The 16700-nt window shown below is 71.3% G+C and carries 18 protein-coding genes; 8 read left to right on the forward strand and 10 right to left on the reverse strand.

The annotated features are described in order from the left end of the window. The first annotated feature begins 645 nt into the window (after positions 1-645). A complete protein-coding gene (locus ACZ5Y0_RS11025) occupies positions 646-1116 on the forward strand; it encodes a DUF5709 domain-containing protein (protein WP_469128326.1) in 471 nt (156 codons plus the stop codon). A gap of 77 nt (positions 1117-1193) precedes the next feature. Further along, positions 1194-1448, forward strand: a complete 255-nt coding sequence (locus tag ACZ5Y0_RS11030) for a type B 50S ribosomal protein L31 (RefSeq protein WP_469128327.1) — start codon at positions 1194-1196, stop codon at positions 1446-1448. Positions 1449-1471: 23 nt separating this feature from the next. Here ACZ5Y0_RS11030 and ACZ5Y0_RS11035 read toward each other — a convergent pair whose 3' ends face one another. Beyond that, positions 1472-2266 (reverse strand): metal-dependent hydrolase, encoded by a 795-nt coding sequence (locus ACZ5Y0_RS11035; RefSeq protein WP_469128328.1) that lies wholly within the window; start codon positions 2264-2266, stop codon positions 1472-1474. Positions 2267-2411: 145 nt separating this feature from the next. Here ACZ5Y0_RS11035 and ACZ5Y0_RS11040 point away from each other — a divergent pair, with 145 nt between their 5' ends. Next, the gene (locus ACZ5Y0_RS11040) at positions 2412-4925 is read left to right on the forward strand and encodes a DEAD/DEAH box helicase (RefSeq protein WP_469128329.1); all 2514 of its coding nucleotides are present in this window, start codon (positions 2412-2414) and stop codon (positions 4923-4925) included. A 40-nt stretch (positions 4926-4965) separates the two neighbouring features. After that, positions 4966-5832 carry an acyl-CoA thioesterase gene (locus tag ACZ5Y0_RS11045; protein WP_469128330.1) on the forward strand — a complete coding sequence of 289 codons (867 nt, stop codon included), beginning with the start codon at positions 4966-4968 and terminating at the stop codon, positions 5830-5832. 10 nt (positions 5833-5842) lie between these two features. On the opposite strand, the gene ACZ5Y0_RS11050 is transcribed toward ACZ5Y0_RS11045, so the two are convergent. Continuing rightward, positions 5843-6745, reverse strand: coding sequence for a DUF6397 family protein (locus ACZ5Y0_RS11050; RefSeq protein ID WP_469128331.1), 903 nt, complete (start codon positions 6743-6745; stop codon positions 5843-5845). A 126-nt stretch (positions 6746-6871) separates the two neighbouring features. After that, the gene (locus ACZ5Y0_RS11055; protein WP_469128332.1) at positions 6872-7285 is read right to left on the reverse strand and encodes a roadblock/LC7 domain-containing protein; all 414 of its coding nucleotides are present in this window, start codon (positions 7283-7285) and stop codon (positions 6872-6874) included. A 105-nt stretch (positions 7286-7390) separates the two neighbouring features. Between ACZ5Y0_RS11055 and ACZ5Y0_RS11060 the strand changes: the two genes are divergently transcribed. Continuing rightward, positions 7391-7819: a PPOX class F420-dependent oxidoreductase gene (locus tag ACZ5Y0_RS11060; protein WP_469128333.1), complete on the forward strand. Its 429-nt coding sequence runs from the start codon at positions 7391-7393 to the stop codon at positions 7817-7819. 18 nt (positions 7820-7837) lie between these two features. Here ACZ5Y0_RS11060 and ACZ5Y0_RS11065 read toward each other — a convergent pair whose 3' ends face one another. The 5 genes from ACZ5Y0_RS11065 to ACZ5Y0_RS11085 form a co-directional block, all read right to left on the reverse strand. Continuing rightward, positions 7838-8443: a GTP-binding protein gene (locus ACZ5Y0_RS11065; RefSeq protein ID WP_469128334.1), complete on the reverse strand. Its 606-nt coding sequence runs from the start codon at positions 8441-8443 to the stop codon at positions 7838-7840. Positions 8444-8732: 289 nt separating this feature from the next. Continuing rightward, the gene (locus tag ACZ5Y0_RS11070) at positions 8733-9146 is read right to left on the reverse strand and encodes a DUF742 domain-containing protein (protein ID WP_469128335.1); all 414 of its coding nucleotides are present in this window, start codon (positions 9144-9146) and stop codon (positions 8733-8735) included. A gap of 21 nt (positions 9147-9167) precedes the next feature. Continuing rightward, on the reverse strand, positions 9168-9605 hold the full coding sequence (locus tag ACZ5Y0_RS11075; RefSeq protein WP_469128336.1) for a roadblock/LC7 domain-containing protein: 438 nt from the start codon (positions 9603-9605) through the stop codon (positions 9168-9170). Further along, positions 9602-12337 (reverse strand): sensor histidine kinase, encoded by a 2736-nt coding sequence (locus tag ACZ5Y0_RS11080; RefSeq protein WP_469128337.1) that lies wholly within the window; start codon positions 12335-12337, stop codon positions 9602-9604. The genes ACZ5Y0_RS11075 and ACZ5Y0_RS11080 overlap by 4 nt, the downstream gene beginning before the upstream one ends. 46 nt (positions 12338-12383) lie before the next feature. After that, a complete protein-coding gene (locus ACZ5Y0_RS11085) occupies positions 12384-13175 on the reverse strand; it encodes an MHYT domain-containing protein (protein WP_469128338.1) in 792 nt (263 codons plus the stop codon). A gap of 152 nt (positions 13176-13327) precedes the next feature. On the opposite strand from ACZ5Y0_RS11085, the gene ACZ5Y0_RS11090 reads away from it, so the two are divergent. After that, the gene (locus tag ACZ5Y0_RS11090; RefSeq protein WP_469128339.1) at positions 13328-13927 is read left to right on the forward strand and encodes a class I SAM-dependent methyltransferase; all 600 of its coding nucleotides are present in this window, start codon (positions 13328-13330) and stop codon (positions 13925-13927) included. 3 nt (positions 13928-13930) lie between these two features. Here the strand turns inward: ACZ5Y0_RS11090 and ACZ5Y0_RS11095 are convergent, their stop codons facing one another. Further along, positions 13931-14689, reverse strand: a complete 759-nt coding sequence (locus ACZ5Y0_RS11095) for an alpha/beta fold hydrolase (protein ID WP_469128340.1) — start codon at positions 14687-14689, stop codon at positions 13931-13933. 133 nt (positions 14690-14822) lie between these two features. Between ACZ5Y0_RS11095 and ACZ5Y0_RS11100 the strand changes: the two genes are divergently transcribed. Then, positions 14823-15347, forward strand: a complete 525-nt coding sequence (locus tag ACZ5Y0_RS11100; protein ID WP_469128341.1) for a PadR family transcriptional regulator — start codon at positions 14823-14825, stop codon at positions 15345-15347. Here ACZ5Y0_RS11100 and ACZ5Y0_RS11105 read toward each other — a convergent pair. Beyond that, positions 15333-16229: an oxygenase MpaB family protein gene (locus ACZ5Y0_RS11105; protein ID WP_469128342.1), complete on the reverse strand. Its 897-nt coding sequence runs from the start codon at positions 16227-16229 to the stop codon at positions 15333-15335. The genes ACZ5Y0_RS11100 and ACZ5Y0_RS11105 overlap by 15 nt on opposite strands. Positions 16230-16327: 98 nt before the next feature. Here ACZ5Y0_RS11105 and ACZ5Y0_RS11110 point away from each other — a divergent pair, with 98 nt between their 5' ends. Further along, on the forward strand, positions 16328-16657 hold the full coding sequence (locus tag ACZ5Y0_RS11110; RefSeq protein WP_469128343.1) for a hypothetical protein: 330 nt from the start codon (positions 16328-16330) through the stop codon (positions 16655-16657). Positions 16658-16700 lie beyond the last annotated feature (43 nt).

The raw sequence follows: 16700 nt of genomic DNA on the forward strand, positions 1-16700 counted from the left end.
GAGCCAGGCGGCGGCCCGCTGTGGGCTCCCGTAAGGCGAGCAGAAGTGGGCTGGCCGGCTGCGGCGAGGCGCGTCGGCGGTGACCTGCCGGGCTGCGGCGAGGCGCGCAGGAACTGGCTGCGGTCGGCCTGCCACCGGCCAGCCGGGCACCCGTCACGGCCGGCCGACACCCGGCGTACGGGAACTGGCCGTGACCGGGAGGCCGCGCGGGCGAGCGGAGCTTGCCGAGATACGTCGATCGAGAGACGGACGGAAGTCCGCCGCGGCCGGACGAGAGCGGCACCGGGGGAGATCGCCGTCGTCAGGGGAGATTCCCGTGGCCGGTCACCACCAGGCGGGCGGAGGCGAGCGCCGCGCCGGGGTCGGGCCACGTCGTGAGACGGGTGCGGCCCTCGCCGGCAAGTGAGCGTGACCGCCGGTCCGGCGGGGCCGAGTGGCGGCGTTCCGCTCGAGCCCCGGGCGTCACGGCGCCGCTCTGGCGTTGCGCACTCCCGAAGGGGGGTGGAACGCTGGAGAACGGCACCCCGCGGAAGGCAGCCGGGCCGGCCCGTCCGGCGCATCCCGCAGCCGGCCGGTGCCCCGTGCCACGGTGGTCCACCGCCGACCACGCGGTGAGGACGGGCCCGTCACCCCCTGGAGGTACCCGTGAACAGCGCCGACGGATGGGGAGACGACGTCTACCAGCCCGATGCCTCCGAGATCCAGGACGACGCCGGACTGCTCGACGCGGAGGACACCCTGGAGAACGACGGCGTCGACGAGCCCATGGACCGGGGCTGGTCGCCTCCCGAGCGGCCCTGGGCGGTGGAGCACTCCGGTGTGACGGCCGCGGAGCGCCGACAGGGCGAGACCCTGGACCAGCGGCTCGCGGAAGAACTGCCGGACCTCGTCGCACCGGACGGTGACGGCCTCGGCGACTGCGACGGCACCGACGGGGAACTCCTCGACAACGAGGTCGGCGCCGCGCGCTCAGGCCGGCTCGTCGCGCCGGACGAGGGAGCCCACGAGGACGAGGAGAGTGCCCTGGTCGCCACCGACGTCGGCATCGACGGCGCCGCCGCCTCCGCGGAGGAGGCCGCGATGCACATCGTCGACGAGGACGCTCTGCCCGGCTGAGCCGGCCGGGACGTCCTGTCCGGCCGTCACGGCCCGCGCCGGCCCGTCGGCCTCGCCCCCACACCCGAGGAGCACGTATGCAGCAGGACAAGCACCCCGACTACCACTCGGTCGTCTTCCGTGACCGTGCCGCCGGCTACGCCTTCCTGACGCGGTCCACCGCGAGCAGCGACCAGACGATCGAATGGGACGACGGGGAGACCTACCCGGTCGTGGACGTCGAGATCTCCTCGGAGAGCCACCCGTTCTACACCGGCAAGGCCCGCACCGTGGACACGGAAGGCCGTATCGCCGCCTTCGAGCGGCGTTACGGCGAAGGCACCCCCACCTGACCCGATCCCGCGGCCGACACGGCTCAGATGTAGTTGAGGGCGGCCGCGCCGCCCACCCCTCCGAGCAGCATGAAAACAGGCATCAGCACCTTCAGCTCGACCCAGCTGCCGGCCCGGAACCGCATCACCTTGGGCGGACCGATCGGGTACCACCGCTTGCGCCCGATCGGGATGGGCCACAGGACCGGGCAGCCGGACACGGTCAGCGCGTCCCCGATGTCGTGGACCAGGGCGCCCAGCACGACCGGAAGTCCCAGCCACAGGTACTCCTGGCCGGGATCCGTGAAGAGCCAGTCCGCGCCGTTGCCCGGTTTGTCCAGCACGCCGGCGAGGATCCAGGCGCTGGTCGCCGCCAGCAGCCACACCAGCACATCGCTGCTGGACCCCCGCGTCGCCCGCCACAGCAGTCCCTCGATCGCCAGGACCATGTGGACGAAGAGAAGCGTCAGCACCGCCCAGCGGCCACCGGTGATCGCCAGCGCCGAGGCACCCGCGCCGATCATGACCGCCCAGAGCCAGGTGTGTGTCAATGTGCGGTGCCCGCCGGAGCGGCGCGGGTCGCCCTGCTTGCGGGTGCTCTTGTAGACGGCGTACGAGAGCTTGTCCACGATCTCGCACAGCCAGCGCGAGACGGGTCCGAAGGCCCGGGAGATGGTCGCCGCCTTGTGATCGAGGTCCGGAGCCAGTGCCGCGCCGGCACAGACCAGCGCACCGGCGAGCAGCACCGGCCACGGCATCGAGTGACCGGCCGCGGCTGCCGCCGCGCCGACGCCGAGCCAGGCGGCGGCGCCCGACAGTGAGTGTGCTGGTCCCATCATGGCCGTTGCCCGCCCCATTCCTCATGTGCCGCTGTCCAGTTGACCGGGTGCGACGACGCTCCGTCGGCGACACAGCGTAGCCGCCATGATCGTCGGTCTCGCAGCCGATTCCCGCCTCGGGCACCGGGGCAGGCAAGATGGGGGCGTGACCCTCATCGATCAGTTGCCGCCGACCGCAGATCCCGACGCCCTGTACGAAGCCTTCGAGTCCTGGGCCCAGGAACGCGGTCTCACGCTCTACTCCCATCAGGAGGAGGCGTTGATCGAGGCGGTCTCCGGGGCGAACGTGATCGTGTCGACGCCGACCGGATCCGGCAAGAGCATGATCGCGGCGGGCGCGCACTTCGCGGCTCTCGCCCGCGACGAGGTCACCTTCTACACCGCTCCGATCAAGGCGCTCGTGTCGGAGAAGTTCTTCGAACTGTGCAAGATCTTCGGCACGGAGAACGTCGGCATGCTCACCGGTGACGCGTCCGTCAACGCCGACGCCCCGGTCATCTGCTGCACCGCCGAGGTACTCGCCTCGATCGCGCTGCGCGACGGCAGGCACGCGGACGTCGGCCAGGTCGTCATGGACGAGTTCCACTTCTACGCGGAGGGCGACCGCGGCTGGGCCTGGCAGATCCCGATCCTGGAACTGCCGCAGGCGCAGTTCATCCTCATGTCCGCCACGCTCGGTGACGTGTCCTTCTTCGAGAAGGACCTCGCCCGGCGCACCGGCCGGCCCACCGCGGTGGTCCGCTCGGCGACCCGGCCCGTACCCCTGTCCTACGAGTACCGCTTCACGCCGCTCACCGAGACACTCACCGAGCTGCTGGAGACGAAGCAGGCTCCCGTGTACATCGTGCACTTCACGCAGGCGCAGGCGGTGGAGCGCGCGCAGGCGTTGATGAGCATCAACATGTGCTCGCGCGAGGAGAAGGAGCGCATCGCCGAGTTGATCGGCAATTTCCGTTTCACCACCAAGTTCGGCCGCAACCTGTCGCGTTACGTACGGCACGGCATCGGCGTGCACCACGCCGGCATGCTGCCCAAGTACCGGCGACTGGTGGAGAAGCTCGCCCAGGCCGGTCTGCTGAAGGTGATCTGCGGGACGGACACGCTCGGCGTCGGCGTCAATGTGCCGATCCGGACGGTGCTGTTCACGGCGCTGACGAAGTACGACGGCAGCCGCGTGCGCACACTGCGGGCTCGTGAGTTCCACCAGATCGCGGGCCGGGCCGGCCGGGCCGGCTTCGACACGGCGGGCTTGGTGGTCGCGCAGGCGCCCGAGCACGTGGTCGAGAACGAGAAGGCGCTCGCGAAGGCGGGCGACGACCCGAAGAAGCGTCGCAAGGTGGTCCGCAAGAAGGCGCCCGAAGGCTTCGTCGGCTGGACCGAGAACACCTTCGAGAAGCTCATCGGCTCCGAGCCGGAGCCGCTGGCGTCCCGCTTCCGCGTCACGCACACGATGCTGCTGTCCGTGATCGCCCGCCCGGGCAACGCCTTCCAGGCGATGCGGCACCTGCTGGAGGACAACCACGAGCCACGCAAGCAGCAGTTGCGGCACATCCGGCGCGCGATCGCGATCTACCGTTCGCTCCTGGACGGCGGGGTCGTGGAGAAGCTCGACGAACCGGACGCCACGGGTCGCGTCGTCCGCCTCACGGTGGATCTTCAGCAGGACTTCGCGCTGAACCAGCCGCTGTCCACGTTCGCACTGGCCGCGTTCGAGCTGCTGGACCCGGAGTCGCCGTCGTACGCACTCGACATGGTCTCCGTCGTGGAGTCCACCCTGGACGACCCGCGGCAGATCCTCGCGGCCCAGCAGAACAAGGCGCGTGGCGAGGCGGTCGCCGCGATGAAGTCGGACGGCGTGGAGTACGAGGAGCGCATGGAGCGTCTCCAGGACATCACCTATCCGAAGCCGCTGGAGGAACTGCTCTTCCACGCGTACGACACGTACCGCAAGAGTCACCCGTGGGTGGGTGACCATCCGCTGTCGCCGAAGTCGGTGATCCGCGACATGTACGAGCGGGCGATGTCGTTCACCGAGCTGGTGTCGCACTACGAGCTGGCCCGTACCGAGGGCATCGTGCTGCGCTACCTGGCGAGCGCCTACAAGGCCCTCGATCACACGGTTCCGGACGACCTGAAGTCCGAGGACCTGCAAGATCTGATCGAGTGGCTGGGTGAGATGGTGCGCCAGGTCGACTCCAGTCTGCTGGACGAATGGGAGCAGCTTGCGAACCCGGAGGAGATGACCGCCGAGGAGGCCCAGGAGAAGGCCGACGAGGTCAAGCCCGTCACCGCCAACTCGCGTGCCTTCCGCGTCCTCGTCCGCAACGCGATGTTCCGCCGCGTCGAACTCGCCGCTCTCGATCACGTGGACGAGCTGGGCGAGATGGACGGCGACTCCGGCTGGGACGCCGACGCGTGGGGCGAGGCGATGGACAAGTACTGGGACGAGTACGACGACCTCGGTACCGGCCCGGACGCCCGCGGTCCCAAGCTCCTCGTCATCAAGGAGGAGCCGCAGCACGGGCTGTGGCGGGTCCGCCAGATCTTCGACGACCCGAACGACGATCACGACTGGGGCATCAGCGCGGAGGTGGACCTGGCGGCGTCGGACGCCGAGGGTCGCGCGGTGGTCCGCGTCACCGACGTCGGCCAGCTGTGAGCGCCGGACCAGGCAGACAAGGCACAGGAGAAGCACACACATGACGAATCCGGCCGAGAGGCTCGTCGATCTGCTGGACCTCGAGCAGATCGAGGTCAACATCTTCCGTGGCCGCAGCCCGCAGGAGTCGCTACAGCGGGTCTTCGGTGGACAGGTGGCCGGCCAGGCGCTGGTGGCGGCCGGACGGACGACGGAGGGCGACCGGCCCGTGCACTCGCTGCACGCGTACTTCCTGCGGCCGGGCCGGCCGGGTGTGCCGATCGTGTACCAGGTGGAACGGGTGCGGGACGGGCGGACGTTCACGACCCGCCGGGTCACCGCGGTGCAGCAGGGGCGCACCATCTTCAATCTCACCGCCTCCTTTCACCAGCCTGAGGAAGGTCCTTTCGAGCACCAGCTGCCGCCGGCCCGCGAGGTGCCGGACCCGGAGTCGCTGCCGACGGTCGTGGAGGAGGTCCGGACCCATCTGGGCGCGCTGCCCGAGCAGTTGGAGCGGATGGCGCGTCGCCAGCCCTTTGACATCCGTTACGCGGACCGGTTGCGCTGGAGTCCCGAGGAGATCAAGGACGCCGAACCGCGCAGCGCGGTCTGGATGCGCGCCGTCGGGCCGCTGGGAGACGACCCGCTGGTGCACACCTGCGCGCTGACGTACGCCAGCGACATGACCCTCCTGGACGCCGTCCGTCTCCCGGTCGAACCCTTGTTTGGACCGCGGAACTTCGACATGGCGTCCCTGGATCACGCCATGTGGTTCCACCGGCCGTTCCGCGCGGACGAGTGGTTCCTCTACGACCAGGAGTCGCCCATCGCGACCGGGGGCCGCGGTCTGGCCCGCGGGCGGATCTACGACCTTCAGGGGCGTCTGCTGGTGTCCGTCGTCCAGGAGGGGCTCTTCCGGAAGTTGTAGGGCCGGTGCCTCAGACGCTTCTGCGGCGCAGCCGGCCCAGAAGTCCGGTCCTCAGCCGCTCGTTCCTGGGCCGCTCGGTGCTCGGAGTCTGCCCAGGTTCCCCCGTCGGCCGTGGCGGGGCAGGCTTCGGGGCGGGACGTGGCGCCGACTGGTGGACTCGAGCCTCTTCCAGGGTGTGGGCCAGGTCGGAGCGCAGCCAGGCGATCTCGTCCGGTTCGGCCGCCGTCATGATCCTCTCGACGAGACGCGCGGCCGGTGAACCCGGGGCGTTGTGCGCCGGCGGTCCGGGCCGGAAGCGGTTCAGGTGGGATCGTTCGTAAGGGTCGCTGGCGACTTCGGCGACCTGCACCGGGTCCAGGAACGCGGCCAGGGCTCCTGCCCGTTGCCAGGGTCCTTCGGCCTGGCGGAGCAGGAGTCCGAGGTGCCGCCCGCGCCAGTTCCGGGCCCGTAGGTCCAGGCCGGCGGCCAACTGGTCGCGCATCCCCTCGGGCGCCCGTCCGGTCAGCAGGGGGGTGTGGTCCTTGTCGGCGGCGAACTGCCGTAGCTCGTCGGCGAGATACAGCCATACGACGGCCCGGTAGCGGTTCAGATAGAAGGTCACGGGTACCACGAGCCCCAGCCTCGCCAGGCGGGTGAAACGGCTCGGGGGCACCCGCACGACAGCCGCCGCTTCGGTGGTGCCGACGGCCTCCACGCTCCTGGCCAGGGCGTCGGGGAAGCCGGCCGCCGCGCGAAGGCGGTCGATCTCGGTGCGGGCCACCCGTCGTCCCCCGCCTCCTTCGTCGGGCACGGTCCTGATCCGTCCGAGGTGCACGGCTAGATCGAACTGACCGCGCCTGAGGCCCAGTTCCCGTGCCGCGCGGCTGTAGGTGCAGGAGAGGGCGTGCGGTGGTGCGAATGTGTTGCCTGACATGGCCGGTCTCCCCCGTGGAGTGAAGTGCCCCGCTCCGTCCGCGGTGGCCTCGGGAAAGACCGTATCCGGACTCACGCATCTCGTGGCAGGCCTGTGGATAACTCCACGGGAGAGACAATGACCAGGTCAGAGGCGTGGGTCCGGGCCGCTCTCGGGTCGGCGCGCGTCCACGGTGAGGTGTTCTCCGACGCGGTTGACGAGCAGGGCCATCTCGTAGGCGATCTGCCCCATGTCGGCCTCCGCCGCACTGAGCACGCAGAGACAGCTTCCGGTGCCGGCCGCGGTGACGAACAGCACCGCGTCGTCGAACTCGACCATCGTCTGGCGCACCTGGCCGGCGCCGAAGTGGCGGCCGGAGCCCTTGGCCAGGCTGTGCAGTCCGGATGAGACGGCGGCAAGGTGCTCGGCGTCCTCCCGGCGCAGTCCCGTGCTCGCGCCCGCGACCAGCCCGTCGTTGGACAGGACCAGCGCGTGGTGCACTTGTTCGACGCGCTCGGTCAGGTCGTCCAACAGCCACCCCAGGCTTTGCTTCTGCGCCATGATCCGTCTCCCCGTGACGTTTCCCCGTGTGATGCTCCCGTCCGGCCGACGGGTCCGTCCGCCACCCTTCCCCACCACCGGCCGCCGGGCAAGGAGGATGGGGGCATGGCACAGAAGATGACCGACGAGGAATGGCGGGCGTTCGTCTCGCAGGGCACCCGCACCGCAAAGCTGTCGACGGTACGGGCCGACGGAAGCCCGCATGTGGCACCCGTCTGGTTCCTGCTCGACGGGGACGACGTGGTGTTCAACACCGGGAAGGAAACGGTGAAGGGACGCAATCTGGCGAGGGACGGCCGGGCCGCCCTGTGCGTGGACGACGACCGGCCGCCGTTCGATTTCGCGGTACTTCAGGGGCGCGCCCGGATCTCGGAGGACCTCGATCAGGTGCGACTCTGGGCGACGCGTATCGCGGCGCGTTACATGGGCGAGGACCGCGCCGAGGCGTTCGGCGCCCGCAACGGCGTCCCGGGGGAGCTGCTCGTCCGCGTCGGGATCGAGAAGGTCCTGGCACAGAGGGCCGTGGCGGACTGACGCGGAGGGCGGCTTCCCTCAGCTCACGGAGTCGAGCAGCCGGGCGGTGTGCATCCGCCCGGCGTACTCGACGAGCCTGATCAGCACCTCCTTCCCCGAGTCGCGGTCGCGGGCGTCGCACAGGACGACCGGGGTTCCCCGGTCGAGGTCGAGGGCGCGCGAGACCTCCGGGGCGCCGTAGGAGCGGGCGCCGGTGAAGCAGTTGACGGCCACCACGAAGGGGATGTGGCGATGCTCGAAGTAGTCGACCGCGGGGAAGCTGTCCTCCAGCCGCCGGGTGTCGGCGAGCACCACGGCGCCCAGCGCTCCCTGGGAGAGTTCGTCCCACAGGAACCAGAAGCGGTCCTGGCCCGGGGTGCCGAACAGGTAGAGGGAGAGGCCGGAGCGAATGGTGATCCGGCCGAAGTCCATGGCGACGGTCGTCGTGACCTTATGGTCGACACCGTCGGTGTCGTCGACCAGCCGGCCCGCCTCGCTCAGCAGTTCCTCGGTGCGTAGCGGTTTGATCTCGCTGACCGCGCCCACCAGGGTGGTCTTGCCCACGCCGAACCCGCCGGCGACCAGTACCTTCAACGCCAGCGGGGCACTTTCGCCACCCGCGGTGTCGGAGTGCTCGGAGACCATGGATCACTTCTCTCGGGAGGGTCGGCAACGGTCGGCGTCGGGACGGGGTCGCGCTCCCGCTAGGCGGGCGCGCGGCTGCGGCGTAGGTGCGGCGTAGGGCCGCGAAGGCAGCATCATGACAACGGGAGGCCGTGACGACGGCGCCCAGACCTGCCGTCATGACGATTTTCCGGGCGGTCGGACCGTTGTCTCCACGATGCGACCGCCTCGCACCGGTTCGCTGTTCGAAGAGGCGCGCGTTTCGGTTCGGAGCGGGTCCGCATGCTTCCGGGTCGGTCCGACCAGGCTTCTACAGTGCCTTCAGTCCCTCGATGACCTCCCGCAGGATCCGTTCGTCGGGCAGTTGCGCGGGCGGGACCGGACGGCTGACGGTGACGCAGCCGAGTTCCAGCAGGTCGCCGAGGAGAACGCGGACCACGCCCACGGGCAGGTCCGAGCCCGCCGCGAGTTCCGCGACGGACTGGGTCTCCGTGCGGCACAGGTCGAGGAGGGTGCGGTGTTCGGGGCCGAGTCCCGTGCCGTCGGCACCCGGAGCGGCGGGGTCGGGGGTGACCAGGGCGATGAGGTCGAAGCGCACCCCGGTGGGACCGGGTCTCGTGCGTCCGCCCGTCATGGCGTAGGGGCGGACCAGGGGCCCTGCCTCGTTGTCGTACCACTGACTGCCCTCTGCGTGCGGGGCGCCGGTCGTCATGTGCTCGCTCATCCGGGCTGGTCACCTCTCGCCTCATCCGGCGGTGGGCGGTCGCGCGGCGAGGCGCGGCGGCGTGTGGAGATGCTCTCCGACCCTCTTGACCAGCCGTGCCATCTCGTAGCCCACCAGACCGATGTCGGCGGTCACGGCGGTGAGGACGGCGAGGCAGGAGCCGTCGCCGGCGGCGGCGACGAACAGGAAGCCGTCGTCCATCTCCACCATGGTCTGGCGTACTCCGCCGGCGCCGAAGTGCCGTCCGGCGCCCTTGGCGAGGCTGTGGAAGCCGGAGGCGACGGCGGCGAGGTGTTCGGCGTCCTCACGGCTGAGGCCGGCGGAGGAGCCGACGGCGAGGCCGTCGTTGGACAGCACCACGGCGTGCCGCACCTCGCTCACGCGCGTCACCAGGTCGTCCAGCAGCCAGTCGAGTTCACCGGACCTCTGGGCCGACCTCATGCTCGGGTCCTGGATCATGCGGGGTCTCCTTCGCTGCTTTCGCGGCCCGGTGCGGAACCGCGGCCGGGTTGCCTGCCGCCGCCCCGCGCCCAGCCGTCGCGGTAGGCGGCCATGCGGTCCCGTACCAGTTCGGGGGTATGCCGTTCGTCGTTCCGTGGACCGGCGGCCTGCGCCGCTTCCTCGGGGGCAGACCGGCGCAGCTGGGGGGCGAGGCTGGCTTGCCGGACCCGGCGCGGAAGATCATCCGGCCCATCCCGTCCGTCCGGTCCGTCTGGTCCGTCCCGTCCATCCGGTCCGTCCGATCCGTCTGGTCCGTTCGGCCCGTCCCGTCCGTCCCGTCCGTCTCGTCCGTCTCGTCCATCCGGTCCGTCCGATCCGTCGGGCCCGTCCCGTCCATCCCGTCCATCCCGTCCGTCCCGTCCGTCCCGTCCGTCCCGTCCGTCCGGCCCATCTGACCTGTCCGGCCGCTCCCATCCGTCACAGCCGTCCGACTGCGGGCGGTGCAGGCGCAAGGCGGTGACTCCAGGGGGCGGGGTGTCGGCGGCCGTCGGTTCCGCCGCGGCCCGGACGGGGGCCACCGGCGCCGGTCGCCGGCCGGTCGCTGGCACCCCCTCCGGTGGGCGGCGGTCGGCGGCGGACACCCGCGCGTATCCGCGTTCCCGGGGCTGGTCCTCCCGCGCCACCTCGCGGGCGGAACGCTCCGGCGTGCCGCTGTGCAGGAGGGCGGTGGGCAACAGGACGACCGCGGTGGTGCCGCCGTAGGGCGAGGTGCGCAGGTGCACCTTGACGCCGTGGCGGGCCGCGAGCCTGCTGACCACGAACAGGCCGAGCCGGTCGCTGTCGAACAGGTCGAGGGCCTCGGACTTGGCGATGCGCCGGTTGGCCTCCGCCAGGGTCGCCCTGCCCATGCCCAAGCCACGGTCCTCGACCTCGACGGCGTAGCCGTTGCCGACGGGTTCGCCGGTGACGCGCACCCGCGTGTGCGGCGGTGAGAACTGGGCGGCGTTCTCGACGAGTTCGGCGAGCAGGTGGGTGAGGTCGGCGACGGCGGTTCCCTTGACGGACGCCTCGGGCAGTTGTCGCACCTCCACGCGCGCGTAGTCCTCGACCTCGGAGACGGCGGCGCGCACCACGTCGGTCAGGGAGACCGGCGTGCGCCAGGCCCGTCCGGGAGCGGCTCCGGAGAGGATGATCAGGCTCTCCGCGTGGCGCCGCATGCGCGTGGTGAGGTGGTCGAGTCGGAAGAGGTCGCTCAGCTCGTTCGGGTCGTCGGAGCGGCGTTCCATGCTGTCCAGCAGGCTGAGCTGGCGGTGGACGAGAACCTGGCTGCGACGGGCGAGGTTGACGAAGACCCCGGAGATGCCGCTGGCGAGTTCGGCGCGCTCCACGGCGGCCCGGAGCGCGGCGCGGTGCACGGTGCCCAGGGCCTCGGCGACCTGGCCGGTCTCGTCCTCGGCCCGTGGTCCGGACGGGGCCTCGGCCCGAATGTCGATCTCCTCGCCCGCGCGTAGTCTTCGCATGGCCTCGGGGAGTTTGCGCCGGGCGATCCCCAGCGCGACGTTGCGCAGGCTGACGAGTTCGACGACGAGTCCGCGCCCGATGCGCACGGAGATGACGAGCGAGGCCGCGACGGCGGCGAGGCCGAACAGGACCGCGGCGCCGGCCGGGGTGAGCAGTCCACGGGTGAACGGGTCGGCGCGCTCGGCGACGTCCCGGGCGGCGTCCGCCTCGATGGTCCGCATTCCGTCCTGCACGCGTGCGTGGGCCTTACCCCAGCTCGCCTCCGGTGCGGCGGCGAGGCCCTTCGTGCCCGGCCCGCTGTCGAGCACCCCGGCCTCCAGGGAGTCCACGGCGGCGTAGGAGCTGCCGGCGGCCAGACTCCGCCAGGCGGTGCGCTGGGGACCGCGGAGGTCCTCGACGGCAGACTCCGTGAGCAAGCGGCGCGCTTCGACGGCACCGGTGAACAACCGCATGCGCTCACCGTCGAGACGGCCGGCGAGGCGGGCACTGCCGAGTACGACGTCCTCCTGGGCCAGCGCCTCGCCCGCACGGGAGAACTCGACCAGCACGCGCGCGTCGGAACCGAGTTCGGCGTCCTGGATGCCGGAGAGGGCCCCACCGACGGAGAACGCGGCCGCGATCGTGCGGGTGTAGCGGCCGTAGGTCTGCTCCCAGCCCGCGCTGCCGTCGAGCACCGCGGTCCGCAGCGGGCGCAGTTCCTCTGCGTCGGAGATGAACGTCTTCAGCCGCCGGGCGACTTCCGCGGGCAGGTCCTGGCCGTCGGCGACCGTGCCGTCGTCTCCGAGTCGGAGGTCGGCCACCGCTCGGTCGGTCGCTCCGCCGAGCTTCGTGAGGTCGCCCCGCCCTGCGGCCGGGTCGGTGGCGTGTCGGACGGCGGCCGCCCGTTCGGTCTGCAACGCGGCGACGGCGGCCGCCACGGGGGTACGGACCTGGGAGTCCACCCGCTGCAACTGACGCAGCCGGGTGATGTCCTGGGCGGTCGTGACGGTGGCGTACGCCCACAGGGCCAGCAGGGACACCACCGGCACCATCAGAAGGCAGACGATCTTGGCGCGCACGGTGCGCGGCCGGATCCGCCAGTGTCCCGTGCGCGGGAGCGGCGCGTCCGCCGCCGTGGCCGTCTGTTCGTCCGGCCCCTCGTCTGCGGGTGGTCCGGCGTGGGCGCGACGCCCGCGCGCGGGAGCCGGCGTCTCGGCGCCGTCCGTGGGGGTCCTACGGGGTGTACGCATGGCCTCCTCGCTCGTCAGTGGTCCGCAGGACGCGTGTCCGGTCCCGTCACGCGGTCCGGGCCTGCTGACGGCCGGCGGCGCCGTCCGTCTGCTGGGCGGAGGCGGACGCCTCGCGTTCCCCCGTGCTGGGCGACAGTGCGACGAAGGCCGAGGTCAGGAAGAGGTAGGAGCCGAGGCCGACGGCGAGGGGGAAGATGAACTGCATCGCGGTGGCCCCGGGCAGGGTCTCGCCCGAGGGCGTGACCTGGACACGGACCGCGAACATTCCGGTGTAGTGCATGCTGCTCACCGCCGCGCCCATCACGAGGGAGGCGAGGGTGACCGCGACCGGCGACCTGATGTCGAGTGCCGCCCAGAGCGCCGCGGTCGCCGCGACCACGGCGATGGCGACGGAGAGCGCCACCAGCATCGGATCGTAGGTGACGTCACCGTGCAGTCGCACCGCCGCCATGCCCAGGTAGTGCATGCTCGCCACACCGAGTCCAGTGGTGAGCCCGCCGATCAGCAACGCGCGCATGCGGTCGCGGCTGTAACCGACGGCGAACACACCCGCGCAGACGACGACCATGGCGACCAGGAGGCTCAGCACGGTCAGGGGAACGTCGTAGCGGATGTCGGTGCCGGTGACGCCGAAGCCGAGCATGGCCACGAAGTGCATCGTCCAGATGCCGGTGCCGATCGCCGAGGCCGCCGTGACGAGCCAGTTGCGGCGCGAGCGCCCGGTCGCGCCCAGCGCACGGACGGTGCAGCGCAGCCCGAGGGCGGCGCCGATGCAGGCCATCGCGTACGACAGCACGGGTGTCAGCCAGCCGAAGGTGGCGTGGTCCAGGTGTCCCATGGCTCCGGGACGCTAGCCGGGGCACGGGGGCACAAAGGGGGCGCATTTCGAAAGCTGCCGCAATATGACGCAGAACTGCGCCGGAGCGATCGCCTCCCGCCCGAACATGTGCGCCGGGACGTCCTCCGTGCCGGTGAGGGATCATGCGCAACATGAGCGACGACCACACACATGTCCAGGAGTTCTTCACTTCGCGCGCGGCGGGCTGGGACAGCAGGTTCCCCGACGACAACCCCGCTTACGCCGCCGCGGTCGCGGAACTCCGTCTGCGCCAGGGCGACCGCGTGCTCGACGCGGGCTGCGGCACCGGGAGGGCCCTGCCACCGCTGCGCGGTGCCGTGGGACCCTCCGGGGTGGTCCTCGGGGCGGACCTGACCCCGGCGATGCTGGAGGCCGCCGTTCGGGCGGGACGCGACCGGGACGGGCGGCTGCTGCTCGCCGACGTGGCGGCGCTCCCCCTGCGCTCAGGTTCGCTCGACGCCGTGTTCGCCGCCGGGCTCGTCAGCCATCTGCCCGACCCCGCGCGCAACCTGCGTGAACTGGCACGGGTCGTCCGCCCCGGTGGCGCGCTGGCACTCTTCCATCCGGTCGGCAGGGCGGCTCTTGCGGCACGCCAGGGCCGCGGCACCACCCCGGACGACCTGCGCGCCGAGCCGAACCTGCGCCCGTTGCTGGCCGGTTCGGGGTGGCGCCTGACGTCGTACGTCGACGAGGACGCCCGGTTCCTGGCGCTGGCCGTGCGCGAGGACTGAGGCTCACGCGGCTCCGGCGACGGCCCGCACGAAGGCATCGGGGTTGTCGAACATGACGTTGTGACCGGCGTCCGGCACGGTCACGACCCGCACGCCTGCCGCCTCCAGGGTGTCGGCTCCGTCGAGCGGGCCGCTCAACTCGCCTTGCAGGTAGACGCGCTCCACCTTGTCGAGCCCCATGAGGATGTCGCGCATGACCGGCCGGGATCCGCGTCGCAGTCCGACGGCGGTGCGGTACAGGGCGCGCGGGTCGGCCAGCCGCATGGTCGCCGACCACAGGGGCCCGACCTCGTCCAGCACACGCGCGTGGCCGCCGTCGACGAACTCCTTCTCCGTATAGGCGGCGATGCCGCTGCTGCCCGCGGTCACGGGCGGGAAGGCGTCGAGGTTGGCCTCGGTGACGACCAGCCGTGAGACCAGGCCGGGCCGACGGTCGGCGAGGACGATGGCCACGGAACCGCCCATGCTGTGAGCGACCAGCTCGGCGCCCGTGACGCCCGCCGCGTCCAGCGCCGCGGCCAGCGCGTCGGCGTGCTCCTCGAGGGTGTAACCGAAGTCCTGTGGACGGTCGCTGACGCCGTGTCCGGGGAGGTCCACGAACAGGCTGCGCCGGCCGGCGAGTTCCGGGCGGGCCGCCACATGCGCGTGGTAGACGGCCGAGGCGGCTCCCAGCCCGTGCACGTACACGCGCGCGGGCTCCTCGCCCGGCGTCTCCGTCCAACGGATCCTGCTCCCGCCCTTTCCGAAACAGGCCTGCCGCATCGCTGCCTCCCTGACGCGCCACTGTCGACTCGCATCGAGAATACATCGTCAACGAGGTATTACCGAAGTGCGATATTGCCCATCCTCCATATCACCGCTGCGATGTACTGCGCCGGTGCGGCAGAATGCGGGCATGATCGAGCTGGCCATCCTCGGCTTTCTGCACGACGCCCCGCTCCACGGCTACGAACTGCGCAAGCGCCTCTCGGCACTGACCGGTCACGTACGGCCCGTGGGCGAGAGCACCTTGTATCCGGCGATCAAACGCCTGGAGAAGGCGGGGTTCCTGGTGCGGGCCACCGAGCCCGGCGCCGTGGCCGCCCCACGGCATGTCCTGAGCCTCACCGACGAGGGACGGCTCGAACTGCGCCGCCGGCTCGCCGAGCCCGACGACCGGGACATCACCGACGAGAACCGCTGGTTCACGGTCCTCGCCTTCCTGCGCCACCTGGACGACGCTCCGGCCCAGGCAGCCGTGCTGCGACGCCGGCTGGCCTTCCTCGAGCAGCCGGCCAGCTTCTTCTACGACAACGACCGGGCGCTGCGCGCCGAGGAATTGGACGACCCGTTCCGGCGGGGTGTGCTGACCATCGCGCGGGCGACGTCACAGGCCGAACTCACCTGGTTGCGCGAGACGTTGAAGTCACTGGGCGGCTGAGCCGTCGCCCTGCCGTACGGGGCAGCCTCGCAGGCCGGGCACCGGACGGGTGCCCAACTGATCCAGGCGGTAGCCCTCCGGATAGCTCTTGATCTCCCAGTTCTGGCGCGCGTGGTGCGGGACGCGACGCGGCGGCAGCAGGCGGACCGCACGTCCGCGCGCGCGAACCGCCCGGCGGACCAGCGCGCGCGTGGCGGGCGCCGGCGGGGGGTACCGGAAGGCTCGCAGAAGCGGTTCGTCGAGCAGGGCGAGGGTGGCGGTGCGCAGCACGGGGGCGAATGGCCGCGGGTACCAGGAGGCCATCAGATCGAGCGTGGCGTCCGAGACCGCCCGCGCGCCCTCGTCCCAGCCGAAGTGCGCCTCCTCATAGGCGTCGAGGCAGGCCTCGAACTCCTCGTACGACGCAGGGATGTCCCTGATACCCATCCGGTGCCCGAGAGTGCGGTAGTGGACGGTGGAGGCGACGATCTCGTGGCGTGAGAGCCTGCGCCATCCATACGCGTCGATCCAGCGCTTGGGCATGACGACGAACGTACACAGCACGTAGCGCATGTCGTCGTCGCCGATGTCGTAGCTGCGGTGCATCCGGTTGATGCGGCGGACTGCCGTTCGTCCCTCCTCGCTGTCGAATCCGTGCTCGACGACGGCGTCGAGGAGCAGCGAGGTGTCGTCGTAGCGTTTCTGCGACCGGTGCGTGAGTTCCGCCGTGTGGGCGAGCAGCCTGCCGATGCTCGGCACCGCGTAGGTGCGGTAGAGGGCGAGTTCAAGGGCACGGGTGAAGTCCCAGGGGAACTCGTACGCGACCGTCAGCCGGTAGATCTCGGAGGCCTCCGCCACCGGATCCATGCGCCGGATCCGTCCGAGCCGCTCGTAGCGCTTCACCGCGCCGTCCCCCTTCTGCCTGTGGAGCTTCGACTCTACGTTGAGCTACAGGCGATGAACGCTCGGTTGGCACAACCACGCGGGGAAGGCGGTCGGCGGTGTTCGACTCGGTCGGCGGGCTCTGGGGGCGATTTCTCGATGCCACGCGGAGGTGGCGAGGTGCGGGCGGGGAGCGGTCCGCGGGTGGTCCGCGGGGGTCTGACGCGAAGCGTGCGCACAACCTGTTCGAGGCGGCCGCCGCATACGTCTCGGCATGTGTGGAGGACGATCAGGACACGATCTACGAGGCGGCGGGCTGGGTGTCCCCCGAGGCGCTGTCGTTCGGGGTCAACGAACTGGCGTGCCGGGCGGTGGTGGCTCTCGCGCGTGAGCGCGACGAGTCGCCGCGCGTGGTGGCGCGGGCGCTTCTGGGGCTGCCGTCGGCGTGACACTGTCGGCGGCCGACGGGCGATTCGCCCCCGTCCGGTGGGA

It is taken from the genome of Streptomyces sp. NPDC033216 (assembly GCF_055577115.1).